The organism is Ramlibacter sp., assembly GCF_035627355.1.
Classification (GTDB): Bacteria; Pseudomonadota; Gammaproteobacteria; order Burkholderiales; family Burkholderiaceae_C; genus Ramlibacter.
Genome location: NZ_DASPLW010000007.1, coordinates 104,569 through 116,478 on the forward strand (window position 1 = coordinate 104,569; position 11,910 = coordinate 116,478).

The 11,910-nt window shown below is 69.8% G+C and carries 11 protein-coding genes; 10 read left to right on the forward strand and 1 reads right to left on the reverse strand.

The annotated features are described in order from the left end of the window. Positions 1-99: 99 nt before the first annotated feature. From leuD to accD, 9 genes are all read left to right on the forward strand, one after another. A complete protein-coding gene (gene leuD, locus VEC03_RS01935; RefSeq protein ID WP_324912444.1) occupies positions 100-750 on the forward strand; it encodes a 3-isopropylmalate dehydratase small subunit in 651 nt (216 codons plus the stop codon). 7 nt (positions 751-757) lie between these two features. Continuing rightward, a complete protein-coding gene (gene leuB / locus VEC03_RS01940; RefSeq protein WP_324912445.1) occupies positions 758-1,846 on the forward strand; it encodes a 3-isopropylmalate dehydrogenase in 1,089 nt (362 codons plus the stop codon). 77 nt (positions 1,847-1,923) lie between these two features. Then, entirely contained in the window at positions 1,924-3,072 is a 1,149-nt protein-coding gene (gene asd / locus VEC03_RS01945; protein ID WP_324912446.1) for an aspartate-semialdehyde dehydrogenase, read from the forward strand. 285 nt (positions 3,073-3,357) lie between these two features. After that, entirely contained in the window at positions 3,358-6,129 is a 2,772-nt protein-coding gene (locus VEC03_RS01950) for a FimV/HubP family polar landmark protein (protein WP_324912447.1), read from the forward strand. A 25-nt stretch (positions 6,130-6,154) separates the two neighbouring features. Continuing rightward, positions 6,155-6,937 carry a tRNA pseudouridine(38-40) synthase TruA gene (gene truA, locus VEC03_RS01955; protein WP_324912448.1) on the forward strand — a complete coding sequence of 261 codons (783 nt, stop codon included), beginning with the start codon at positions 6,155-6,157 and terminating at the stop codon, positions 6,935-6,937. Beyond that, a complete protein-coding gene (locus tag VEC03_RS01960) occupies positions 6,934-7,656 on the forward strand; it encodes a phosphoribosylanthranilate isomerase (protein WP_324912449.1) in 723 nt (240 codons plus the stop codon). The genes truA and VEC03_RS01960 overlap by 4 nt, the downstream gene beginning before the upstream one ends. Further along, on the forward strand, positions 7,634-8,881 hold the full coding sequence (gene trpB / locus VEC03_RS01965) for a tryptophan synthase subunit beta (RefSeq protein ID WP_324912450.1): 1,248 nt from the start codon (positions 7,634-7,636) through the stop codon (positions 8,879-8,881). The genes VEC03_RS01960 and trpB overlap by 23 nt, the downstream gene beginning before the upstream one ends. Next, positions 8,878-9,687 (forward strand): tryptophan synthase subunit alpha, encoded by an 810-nt coding sequence (gene trpA, locus VEC03_RS01970; RefSeq protein WP_324912451.1) that lies wholly within the window; start codon positions 8,878-8,880, stop codon positions 9,685-9,687. The genes trpB and trpA overlap by 4 nt, the downstream gene beginning before the upstream one ends. Before the next feature lie 30 nt (positions 9,688-9,717). Continuing rightward, positions 9,718-10,590 carry an acetyl-CoA carboxylase, carboxyltransferase subunit beta gene (gene accD, locus VEC03_RS01975; RefSeq protein ID WP_324912452.1) on the forward strand — a complete coding sequence of 291 codons (873 nt, stop codon included), beginning with the start codon at positions 9,718-9,720 and terminating at the stop codon, positions 10,588-10,590. A 63-nt stretch (positions 10,591-10,653) separates the two neighbouring features. Here the strand turns inward: accD and VEC03_RS01980 are convergent, their stop codons facing one another. Next, entirely contained in the window at positions 10,654-11,199 is a 546-nt protein-coding gene (locus VEC03_RS01980; RefSeq protein WP_324912453.1) for a YggT family protein, read from the reverse strand. Positions 11,200-11,255: 56 nt separating this feature from the next. Here VEC03_RS01980 and VEC03_RS01985 point away from each other — a divergent pair, with 56 nt between their 5' ends. Continuing rightward, the gene (locus VEC03_RS01985; protein WP_414708443.1) at positions 11,256-11,891 is read left to right on the forward strand and encodes an LON peptidase substrate-binding domain-containing protein; all 636 of its coding nucleotides are present in this window, start codon (positions 11,256-11,258) and stop codon (positions 11,889-11,891) included. The last annotated feature ends 19 nt before the right edge of the window (positions 11,892-11,910 follow it).

Sequence of the window (11,910 nt, forward strand, 5' to 3'; positions counted from 1 at the left end):
AGACTGATTGAGACAGGGGACAGACCACCGAAGCGAAGCGCAGGTGCTCTGTCCCCGACCGACTAGAAAGGGCGACCCGCAACGCGGGCACTGACTCCCATGAAAAAGTTCACCGTACACAAGGGCCTAGTCGCCCCCATGGATCGCGAGAACGTCGACACCGACGCGATCATCCCCAAGCAGTTCCTCAAGTCGATCCGCAAGACGGGCTTCGGCCCCAACCTGTTCGACGAGTGGCGCTACCTGGACGCCGGCTATCCGGGCCAGGACCCGGCCAGCCGCAAGCCCAACCCGGACTTCGTGCTGAACCAGCCGCGCTACAGCGGCGCCTCGATCCTGCTGGCGCGCAAGAACTTCGGCTGCGGCTCCTCGCGCGAGCACGCGCCCTGGGCCCTCGACCAGTACGGCTTCCGCGCCCTGATAGCCCCCAGCTTCGCCGACATCTTCTTCAACAACAGCTTCAAGAACGGCCTGCTGCCCATCGTGCTGCCGGAATCCACGGTGGCGAAGCTGTTCGACGAGGTGCAGGCCTTCCCTGGCTACGAGCTCACCATCGACCTGGAGCGGCAGGTGATCGTCAAGCCGGACGGCAGCGAGATCGCCTTCGACGTGCAGCCCTTCCGCAAGTACTGCCTGCTCAACGGCTTCGACGACATCGGCCTGACCCTGCGCCAGTCCGACAAGATCAAGGCCTACGAAGCGCGGCGCCTGGCCAGCAAGCCCTGGCTGGCCCACACCCTGAACGGATGATCGCGAGATGAAGATTGCAGTACTGCCCGGCGACGGCATCGGGCCGGAGATCGTGGCCGAAGCGGTCCGGGTGCTGGATGCCCTGGACCTGAAGTTCGAGATGGAGACCGCGCCGGTCGGCGGCGCCGCGTACGAGGCGCACGGCCATCCGCTGCCCGAGTCCACGCTCGAGCTCGCCAGGGAGGCCGACGCCATCCTGTTCGGCGCCGTCGGCGATTGGAAGTACGACAAGCTCGAGCGCGCGCTGCGCCCCGAACAGGCCATCCTGGGCCTGCGCAAGCACCTGGGCCTGTTCGCCAATTTCCGCCCGGCGATCTGCTACGAGCAGCTCACGCATGCCTCCAGCCTGAAGCCGGAACTGGTGGCCGGGCTGGACATCCTGATCATCCGCGAGCTCACGGGCGACATCTATTTCGGCCAGCCGCGCGGCCGCCGCAGCGCACCCGATGGCCACTTCCCGGGCGCCGAGGAAGCCTTCGACACCATGCGCTACACGCGCCCGGAGATCGAGCGCATCGCCCGCGTCGCCTTCCAGGCCGCCCGCAAGCGCGGCAAGCGCGTGACCAGCGTGGACAAGGCCAACGTGCTGGAGACCTTCCAGCTGTGGAAGGACGTGGTCACGGAAGTCGCCAGGGACTATCCGGACGTCGAGCTCGACCACATGTACGTGGACAACGCCGCCATGCAGCTGGTCCGGGCGCCCAAGAAGTTCGACGTGGTGGTCACCGGCAACATGTTCGGCGACATCCTCTCGGACGAAGCCGCCATGCTCACCGGCTCGATCGGCATGCTGCCCTCGGCCAGCCTGAACGAGCGCAACCAGGGCCTGTACGAACCCAGCCATGGCAGCGCGCCGGACATCGCCGGCCAGGGGATTGCGAACCCCTTGGCTACAATACTGTCCGCCGCCATGATGCTCCGCTTCTCCCTGAACCAGCCCGAAGCCGCCGACCGGATCGAATCCGCGGTGAAGCAGGTGCTCGCCTCGGGGCTGCGCACGGCGGACATCCATTCCGAAGGCACCACGAAGGTCGGCACCCGCGCCATGGGCGACGCCGTCGTGGCCGCGATCACCACCAAAACCACCAAGGGCTAGCAAGCTCCGGTTCGTCGCGCGCCTGTCCCCCGGCGAGACGAGCCGGGGGAAACGGATCAACTGAAAGGCGTATGACGATGGCACTCTCCAAGGCACAACAACCGCTGGTCGGCCTGGTCGGCTGGCGCGGCATGGTCGGCTCGGTCCTGATGGACCGCATGCAGGCCGAAGGCGACTTCGGCTTGGTCGAACCGGTCTTCTTCTCCACCTCCAACGCCGGCGGCAAGGCACCCGCCCAGGCCAAGAACGAGGCGACCCTGAAGGACGCCTTCGACATCGAGGCGCTGAAGAAGTGCGACATCGTCATCACCTGCCAGGGCGGCGACTACACCACCGAGGTGTTTCCCAAGCTGCGCGCCGCCGGCTGGAACGGCCACTGGATCGACGCCGCCTCCACGCTGCGCATGAAGGACGACGCGGTGATCGTGCTTGACCCGGTCAACCTGCCGGTGATCAAGAGCGCGCTGGCCAAGGGCGGCCGCAACTGGATCGGCGGCAACTGCACCGTCAGCTGCATGCTGATGGGCGTGGGCGCGCTCTACAAGGCCGGGCTGGTCGAGTGGATGAGCAGCATGACCTACCAGGCCGCGTCCGGCGGCGGCGCCCAGCACATGCGCGAACTGCTGACCCAGTTCGGCACGCTCAACGCCGAGGTCAAGGCGCTGCTGGACGACCCCAAGTCCGCCATCCTCGAGATCGACCGCAAGGTGCTGTCGCGCCAGCAATCGATGAGCGGGGCCGAGACCGAGAACTTCGGCGTGCCGCTGGGCGGCTCGCTCATCCCCTGGATCGACAAGGACCTGGGCGACGGCGTGTCGCGCGAGGAGTGGAAGGCCGGCGCCGAGACCAACAAGATCCTCGGCCAGGGCCCCGGCTTCGGCAACGCGGCCGTGCCGGTGGATGGCTTCTGCGTGCGGGTCGGCGCCATGCGCTGCCACAGCCAGGCGCTGACCTTCAAGCTGAAGAAGGACGTGCCGCTGGCCGATATCGAGGCCATGATCGCGGCCGACAACGAGTGGGTGCGCGTGGTGCCCAACACGCGCGAAGCCACGATGAAGGACCTCACGCCGGTGGCCGTCACCGGCACCCTGGGCATCCCGGTCGGACGCCTGCGCAAGATGGCGATGGGTCCCGAGTACCTCGGCGCCTTCACCATCGGCGACCAGCTCCTGTGGGGCGCGGCCGAGCCGCTGCGCCGCATGCTGCGCATCCTGCTGGAGGCCTGATCCGCGCACGCTCCACCGGCGTGCCGAGCCGACGGTGGAGCCTGTAACGGCCGCCTTACAGTTCGTTGTCGAGTGGCAACATGAGCTCCGGCCTTGTCGGGTTCGACAGCGGGCTCCGGACGTTAAGCCTTGTCTCAGCTTGTCGCCCTAAGACATTGATGCTATGGTCGTTTTAGCTATATCCGTCTCGAGGCGAATGTCCGCATGATGAGAACAAAACTGCCTGCAGACCGAGCGGTGGGGACTCCAACACACAAGACGAAAAGGCCGTGGCAAGCCCATGCAGTGGCGCTCGCCGCGGCCGCCTTGTTCAGCCTGCCCAGCCCGCCGGCGCAAGCCCTCGCGCTCGGCCGCATCACGGTCCAGTCTGCCCTGGGCGAGCCGCTGCGCGCGGACATCGACCTGCCCGAGATCACCCCCGATGAGGTCGCCACCCTGCGCGTCAACATGGCCACGCCGGACGCCTTCCGCGCGGCCGGCATGGAGTTCAGCCCGGCCTTGCCGGGCCTGACGATCACGCTGGAGAAGCGGCCCGATGGTCGCCATTTCCTGCGCTTGACCGGCCAGCGTCCGGTCAATGATCCCTTCGTCGACCTGATCCTGGAGACCACCTGGTCATCGGGCCGCATCGTGCGCGACTTCACGATGCTGTTCGACCCGCCCAGCATGCGCCAGAACCGCGCGCCGCTGGCGGCGCAGGTGTCGCCCTCCACCACGCCTGCACCGCAGCGCTCGGTGACCCCGGCGCCGGTGACGCCGCAGCGCAGCGCTCCGGTGACCGCCAGCCGGGCGCCCTCGGTCGCAGCGCCGGCGCCCGCACCTGCGACCGCGGCTCGCAGCGCCGAGCCGCGGCAGGTCACGGTCCAGGCCGGCGACACCGCCGGTGGCATCGCCGGCATCCACAAGCCTGGCAGCGTGTCGCTCGACCAGATGCTGATCGCCATGCTGCGCGCCAACCCGGATGCCTTCATCGACGGCAACGTCAACCGCCTGCGGGCGGGCGCCGTGCTGGACATGCCCACGGCCGAGCAGGCCCGCTCGGTCGCCCCGGCCGAGGCCCGCCGCATGGTGGTGGCCCAGAGCCGCGACTTCAACGAATTCCGACGCCGTCTCGCCGATGGCGTGGCCGCCGCTCCCGCGGCACGCTCGCAGCGCGAAGCCAGCGGCCGCATCCAGGCGCAGGTCGAGGAGAAGCGGCCTGCGGCGGCTTCGCCCGACAAGCTGACCCTGTCCAAGGGCGGCGTGCAGGACAAGGCCAGCGCCGACCAGATCGCCCGCAGCCGCGCCGAACAGGACGCCGCCACCCGGGTGGCAGAACTGAATCGCAACCTGAGCGAGCTGAACAAGCTCAGCGGAGCGGTCCCGGGCGCCGCCGCCAGCGCCGCGCCTGCCGCGGCGCAGCCGGCTTCCGGCCCCGCGCTGGGCTCCGTGGCAGTGCCGGCCCCGGCTGGTGTCACTCCCGCGGCGCCGGCATCCGCACCGGCTGCCACGCCCGCCGCGGCCACACCCGCCAGCGCTCCCGCCGAGGCAACCGCCGGAGCGGCCAGTTTGCCTGTGGCCGCCAGCGCAGAGGCGCCCGCCTCGGCGCCTGCAGCAGCGGCCTCGGCTCCCGCGGCAGACGCTTCGGCCCCTGCACCCGCCGCTCCCGCGCCTGAGCCAACCCCGGCGGTTGCCGCGCCCAAGCCGGCCGCCGCACCGGCCCCCGTGGCCGAGCCCAGCTTCACCGACGAGTTGCTCGAGAACCCGCTGATCCCGGCTGCCGGCGGCGGCATCCTGGCCTTGCTGCTCGGCCTGGGCGTCTGGAAGCTGGTCCAGCGCCGCCGGGCCACGCAGGTCGACAGTTCCTTCCTGGAGAGCCGGCTGCAGCCGGACTCCTTCTTCGGCGCCAGCGGCGGCCAGCGCATCGACACGGCGGAGGGCACGCCCACCGGCTCGTCGATGGTCTATTCGCCCAGCCAGCTCGACGCCGCCGGCGACGTCGACCCGGTGGCCGAAGCCGACGTCTACCTCGCCTACGGTCGCGACCTCCAGGCCGAGGAGATCCTCAAGGAAGCCCTGCGCATCAATCCGCAGCGCATCGCCATCCACACCAAGCTGCTGGAGATCTACGCCAAGCGCCAGGACGCCAAGGCCTTCGAGCAGCTGGCCCGCGAGGCCTTCGAGCTGGCGCAGGGCCAGGGGCCCGAGTGGGCGCACATCTGCGAAATGGGGCTGGAGCTCGATCCGTCCAATGCGATGTACCAGCCGGGCGGCCAGCCCGGCGGCGTTGCAGCCGCCGGAGCGGCGATCGGCATGGCCACCGCGCGGCAGCCCGCCGTGCCGGAGGAGCCGGCTTCCAGTGCGGTCGACCTCGACCTGGACCTCGACTTCTCGCTCGACGATTCGGGCGCGGAGCCGGCTGCGCCGATGATGGCCGCGGCGGCTCCGGCCGCCAGCCTGGACCCGGACGCCACCTTGCTGCCGGGTGCACGCCCGCCGGCCATGGACCCGGACGCCACGCTGCTGCCGACCGCTTCCGAGCCCCCGGCGCTGGACATGGACTTCGGCCTGGACACGCCAGCTGCCGCGCCGGCCGCGGCCCCCGACCTGGATCCGCCCGCCATCGAGCCGATCCGCCTGGATGCGGCGGAAGCGGCGGAAGCGGCGCCCGCCGACGACAACAGCCTCAGCTTCGACCTGGGCTCGCTGGACGTGCCTGCGGCCGCTCCGGCCCCCGCTGCTGCTGCCCCGGCACCGTCTGCCTCCGATGGCGGCATGATCGAGTTCGATCTCGGTTCACTGTCGCTGGACCTGGACACGCCCGCCGCCGCCAGCCCCGCGCCGGCCGCCGCTGGCGATGCCGAACCGGCCGCCGCCGACTCCGGCCTGAGTACCGCCGGGCTGGACCTCGACGCCGGCAACGGCGACGACCCGCTGGCCACCAAGCTGGCGCTGGCCGAGGAGTTCAACGCCATCGGCGACGCCGACGGGGCTCGCAGCCTCGCGCAGGAAGTGATCGCCGAGGCCTCGGGCGAGCTCAAGTCCCGCGCCCAGAAGCTGCTGGCGGAGATCGGCTGATCCCGCGCCCTCGCGCGCGCCGCCCATGAGGTGGGCACTCGGCATCAGCTACCTCGGGCAGGCCTACGACGGCTGGCAGAGCCAGCCGTCCGGCCGCACGGTCCAGGACCATCTCGAGACGGCGCTCGCCCGCTTCGCCGACCAGCCCGTCTCCACCGTCTGTGCCGGTCGCACCGATGCCGGCGTGCACGGCCTGATGCAGGTGGTCCATTTCGACACCGCGGTCGAGCGCACCGCCTTCTCCTGGGTGCGCGGAACCAACCGCTACCTGCCGGCCGACATCGCGGTGCAGTGGGCGCAGCCGGTGCCCGACGCATTCCATTCGCGTGCCAGCGCGCTGGCCCGGCGCTATGCCTACGTGCTGCTGGAGTCGCCGGTGCGCCCCAGCCTGGAAGCAGGCCGCGCGGGCTGGGTGTTCCGGCCGCTGGATGAAGCGGCGATGCGGGATGCCGCCCAGCGGCTGCTGGGCCAGCACGACTTCACCTCCTTCCGGGCCTCGGCCTGCCAGGCAAAGTCGCCGGTGAAGACCATGCGGCGCATCGAGATCACGCGCCGCGGCCCCTATTGGCGTTTCGAGTTCGAAGCCGACGCCTTCCTGCACCACATGATCCGCAACATCATGGGCTGCCTGGTGCAGGTCGGCCAGGGGCTGCAGCCGCCGCAATGGATGGACGAGGTACTGGCCGCGCGCAGCCGGGACGCCGCCGCGCCCACCTTCTCGCCGGATGGCCTGTATTTCCTCGGGCCCGTATACGAACCCCGCTGGGGCTTGCCGGATCGCACCGCTGCTTATGATTGGCTGCCATGAGCGCAGCCCACTCCCTGCCGAGTCCGCGCACGCGGATCAAGATCTGCGGCCTCACGCGTGAGCGGGACGTGGACACCGCGGTCGAGGCCGGCGCCGATGCGGTCGGCTTCGTCCTCTACCCGAAAAGCCCGCGGTTCGTGACTGCGCAGCGGGCGGCCGAGCTGGCGCGGCGGCTGCCACCGTTCGTGACCCCGGTGCTCCTGTTCGTCAACGAGGAGCCGCAGGTCGTGCAGGCCGCCGCCCGGGCCGTACCCGGCGCCATGCTGCAGTTCCACGGCGACGAAACGCCCGAGCAATGCGACGCCGCCAGCGACCATGGCCTGCACCCCTGGATGCGGGCGGCGCGCATACCCCTGCAGGCGCCGGAATCCTTCGACTTGCTAAAATTCGTGGCTTCCTACCCCAGCGCCCGATGCCTGCTCCTCGACGCCCATGTCGAGGGCTACGGCGGCGGCGGCAAGGCATTCGATTGGTCACGGCTTCCACCAAGCGTCAACGCTCACCTCGTCTTGTCTGGTGGACTGGCACCTGCAAACGTGGCCGATGGCATCGTGCAAGTACGGCCGCGTTGCAGGACGCTGGCCGTTGATGTGAGCTCCGGGGTCGAGGCGTCCAAGGGCGTCAAGGACCCGGACAAGATCCATCGGTTCGTCGCCGCCGTCCGCGCGGCCGACGCACTTCTTGCAAGGTCCCCGAATGCCCTCCTCTCCTCAGCCTGATGCCGCCGGCCACTTCGGCCCCTACGGCGGCAGCTTCGTCAGCGAGACGCTGACCCACGCCATCGACGAACTGCGCGCCGCCTACGGCCGCTACCAGCACGACCCGGAGTTCCTGGCCGAATTCCGCTACGAACTCGCCCATTTTGTCGGCCGGCCCTCGCCCATCTACCACGCGCAGCGCATGAGCCGCGAGATGGGCGGCGCGCAGATCTACCTCAAGCGCGAAGACCTCAACCACACCGGAGCCCACAAGATCAACAACGTGATCGGCCAGGCCATGCTGGCGCGCCGCATGGGCAAGCCGCGCGTGATCGCCGAGACCGGTGCCGGCCAGCACGGTGTCGCCACCGCCACCATCTGCGCCCGCTACGGGCTGGAGTGCGTGGTCTACATGGGCAGCGAGGACGTCAAGCGCCAGAGCCCCAACGTCTACCGAATGAACCTGCTGGGCGCCCGCGTGGTGCCGGTCGAATCGGGTAGCCGCACGCTCAAGGACGCGCTGAACGAGGCCATGCGCGACTGGGTCACCAACGTGGAGAACACCTTCTACATCATCGGCACGGTGGCGGGCCCGCACCCCTACCCGATGATGGTGCGCGATTTCCAGAGCGTGATCGGCAACGAGTGCCTGGAACAGATGCCGCAGATGACCGGGCGCCAGCCCGACGTGGTGGTGGCCTGCGTGGGCGGCGGCAGCAACGCCATGGGCATCTTCCACCCCTACATCCCCTTCGAAGCGACGCGCCTGGTCGGCGTGGAAGCCGCCGGCCAGGGACTGGACAGCGGCAAGCATTCGGCTTCGCTTCAGCGCGGAAGCCCCGGCGTGCTGCACGGCAACCGCACCTACATCCTGCAGGACGCCAACGGCCAGATCACCGAGACGCACAGCGTCAGCGCGGGGCTCGACTACCCCGGCGTCGGGCCCGAGCATGCCTGGCTGAAGGACATCGGCCGTGCCGAGTACGTCGGCATCACCGACCAGGAGGCGCTGGACGCCTTCCATTACCTGTGCCGCACCGAGGGCATCATCCCGGCGCTGGAATCCAGCCATGCCGTGGCCTACGCGATGAAGCTGGCGAAGACCCTGAAGCCCGAGCAGAGCATCCTGGTCAACCTGTCCGGCCGCGGCGACAAGGACATCGGCACGGTGGCCGACCTGGCGGGCGTGGACTTCTACGATCGCCCCTCCATGCGTGGGTTGAAGGTGAAAGGCGGCGCGCAATGAGCCGCATCGCCGCCACCTTTTCCCGACTGGCCGCCGCCAAGCGCAAGGCCCTCATCCCCTACGTCACCGCCGGCTTCCCCTACCCGGACGTCACGCCGGAACTGATGCACGCCATGGTGGAAGCGGGCGCCGACGTCATCGAACTGGGCGTGCCCTTCTCCGACCCCATGGCCGACGGGCCGGTGATCCAGAAGGCCGGCGAGAAGGCACTCGCGGCCGGCATCGGCATGGCCCAGGTGCTCGCCATGGTCCGCCGCTTCCGCGAACGCGACAGCCGCACGCCGGTGGTGCTCATGGGCTACGCCAACCCGGTGGAGCGCTACGAGCTCGGCCACGGCGTCGGCGCCTTCGCGCGCGATGCCGCGGCGGCCGGCGTCGACGGCGTGCTGGTGGTGGACTACCCGCCGGAGGAATGCGAGGCCTTCGCCGCCACGCTGAAGGCGGCCGGCCTGGACCTGATCTTCCTGCTGGCGCCCACCAGCACGACGCAGCGCATGCGGCAGGTGGCCCGCGTGGCCAGCGGCTACGTCTACTACGTGTCGCTCAAGGGGGTGACCGGCGCCGGGCACCTGGACACCTCCGCCGTCGAGCAGATGCTGCCGCGCATCCGCGAGCACGTCCACATCCCGGTCGGGGTCGGCTTCGGCATCCGCGATGCCGAGAGCGCCCGCGCCGTCGGACGCGTGGCCGACGCGGTCGTGATCGGCACCCGGATCATCCAGCTGATCGAGGACCAGCCGCGCGACGCCGTCGCTGCTGCCGCCGCCGGTTTCCTGCGCGAGATCCGCCAGGCCCTCGACTCATAGAATCAACCGATTGCCCAGGAGCACCCGCCCATGAGCTGGCTCGAGAAACTGCTGCCCCCCAAGATCCAACCGATCGATCCCAACGAACGCCGCGGCGTGCCCGAAGGCTTGTGGGTCAAGTGCCCCAGCTGCGAGACGGTGCTGTACAAGACCGACCTCGAGCACAACCAGAACGTCTGCCCCACCTGCAGCCACCACCATCGAATCGGCGCCCGGGCCCGGCTGGACGCCTTCCTGGACCCGGAAGGCCGCTGGGAGATCGGGCAGGAAGTGCTGCCGGTGGATGCGCTCAAGTTCAAGGACAGCCGGCGCTACCCCGAGCGGCTGAAGGAAGCGCTGGAGAACACCGGCGAGACCGACGCGCTGGTGGTGATGGGCGGCGCCGTGCACGGCATCAGCCTGGTGGCGGCCGCCTTCGAGTTCGACTTCATGGGCGGCAGCATGGGCAGCGTGGTGGGCGAGCGCTTCGCGCGCGGCGTGGAGAGCGCCGTCGAGCAGAAGGTGCCTTTCGTCTGCTTCACCGCCACCGGCGGTGCCCGGATGCAGGAAGGCCTGCTGTCGCTGATGCAGATGGCCAAGACCAACGCCGCCCTGACGCGGCTGGCCCGCAAGGGCCTGCCCTACATCAGCGTGCTGACCGACCCGACCATGGGCGGGGTGAGCGCCGGCTTCGCCTTCGTAGGCGACGTGGTGATCGCCGAGCCCAAGGCACTGATCGGCTTCGCCGGCCCGCGCGTGATCGAATCGACCGTGCGGGTAACCCTGCCCGAGGGCTTCCAGCGCGCCGAGTTCCTGCAGCAGAAGGGCGCCGTAGACTTCATCTGCGACCGGCGCGAACTGCGCCAGAAGGTGGCGCACACGCTGGCCATGCTGCTGCGCCAGCCGGCCGACGCCGTGATCTGAGCGTCGGCTTCGCCTCCGCTGCAGCGCCGACCTCGCAGGTCAGGCCGCACAGCGGCGGCAACGCTACAGGATGGGCCGGAACACCGCGGCCAGCACCATCGTCAGCACCTGCAGCAGCACCAGCAGCGCCAGCGGCGACAGGTCGATGCCGCCCACCAGCGGAATGACGCGCCGGAACGGCCGCAGCAGCGGCGCGCACAGGCGGTCGACGATGTCGGTCAGCATGGAATCGCTCTGCACCCAGGACAGGATCGCATAGACGATCACCAGCGCGGTGAGCGCCGACAGCACCAGCCGCACCAGGCCATACAGCGCCATGGCGAACACGACGCCGAACCCGGTCCCGCCGGCGAACAGGCTCCACAGGATGGCGTACTGCACGAGCTCGACCAGGTAGGCCGCGACGACACTGGCCGTATCCCAGCGCGCCACCGCCGGCAGCACCTTGCGCAGCGGCAGCACGATCCAGTCGGTCAGCGCGAAGACGAAGCGGCCGACGGGGTTGCCGAAGGGCACGCGCTGGCGCTGCATGTACAGCCGCAGCAGGCAGGCGCCGCCCAGCAGGCCGGTGGCCACATCGAGTAGGAATGAAAGGATTTGGTAGCCCATTGCCCCGCCGTCGCAGTTCGCGTGGGATGATAGCGGCGTCACCCCGGATCCCATCCTTGGCCGCCGCCCTCAACCTGCAGTCGCTGCCGCTGTTCCCGCTGGGCACGGTGCTGTTTCCGGGTGGCCTGCTGCCCCTGCGCATCTTCGAGGTGCGCTACCTCGACATGATCGGCCGCTGCCACCGTACCGGCGCGCCGTTCGGCGTGGTGTCGCTGGTGCAGGGCGAGGAGGTGCGCCGCCCCGGGAGCGGGCCGGAATCGTTTGCCACGGTGGGCACCCTGGCCACGATCGAGACGCTCGAACATCCACGGCCCGGCCTGATGATGGTCCGCATCCTGGGCGGGCAGCGCTTCCGGATCGGCTCCAGCGAGCAGCTCAGGCATGGCCTGTGGGTGGCCGACGTGCAGCAGCTCGATCCGGACCTGGTCGTGCCGGTGCCCGAGGACCTGCAGCCGACGTCCACCGCGCTGGGCCGACTGATCCATTCGCTGCAGGAGAAATCCGCCGCGAACGAACCGATCCCGATCGCGCCGCCCTGGCGGCTGGACGATTGCGGCTGGGTCGCCAACCGCTGGTGCGAGCTGCTGCCGCTGCCGGTCCCGCTCAAGCAGCGGCTGATGGAACTGAACAACCCGCTGCTGCGGCTGGAGCTGGTGGGGGACGTGCTGGCGAAGACGGGGATCGCTTCGTAGCTTGCGCCCAGGCGGCCCC

Bases quoted from the DNA above. Each gene is read 5' to 3' on its own strand.
- leuD (WP_324912444.1), top strand. From the start codon at position 100: ATGAAAAAGTTCACCGTACACAAGGGCCTAGTCGCCCCCATGGATCGC.
- leuB (WP_324912445.1), top strand. From the start codon at position 758: ATGAAGATTGCAGTACTGCCCGGCGACGGCATCGGGCCGGAGATCGTG.
- asd (WP_324912446.1), top strand. From the start codon at position 1,924: ATGGCACTCTCCAAGGCACAACAACCGCTGGTCGGCCTGGTCGGCTGG.
- truA (WP_324912448.1), top strand. From the start codon at position 6,155: ATGAGGTGGGCACTCGGCATCAGCTACCTCGGGCAGGCCTACGACGGC.
- VEC03_RS01960 (WP_324912449.1), top strand. From the start codon at position 6,934: ATGAGCGCAGCCCACTCCCTGCCGAGTCCGCGCACGCGGATCAAGATC.
- trpB (WP_324912450.1), top strand. From the start codon at position 7,634: ATGCCCTCCTCTCCTCAGCCTGATGCCGCCGGCCACTTCGGCCCCTAC.
- trpA (WP_324912451.1), top strand. From the start codon at position 8,878: ATGAGCCGCATCGCCGCCACCTTTTCCCGACTGGCCGCCGCCAAGCGC.
- accD (WP_324912452.1), top strand. From the start codon at position 9,718: ATGAGCTGGCTCGAGAAACTGCTGCCCCCCAAGATCCAACCGATCGAT.
- VEC03_RS01980 (WP_324912453.1), bottom strand. From the start codon at position 11,199: ATGGGCTACCAAATCCTTTCATTCCTACTCGATGTGGCCACCGGCCTG.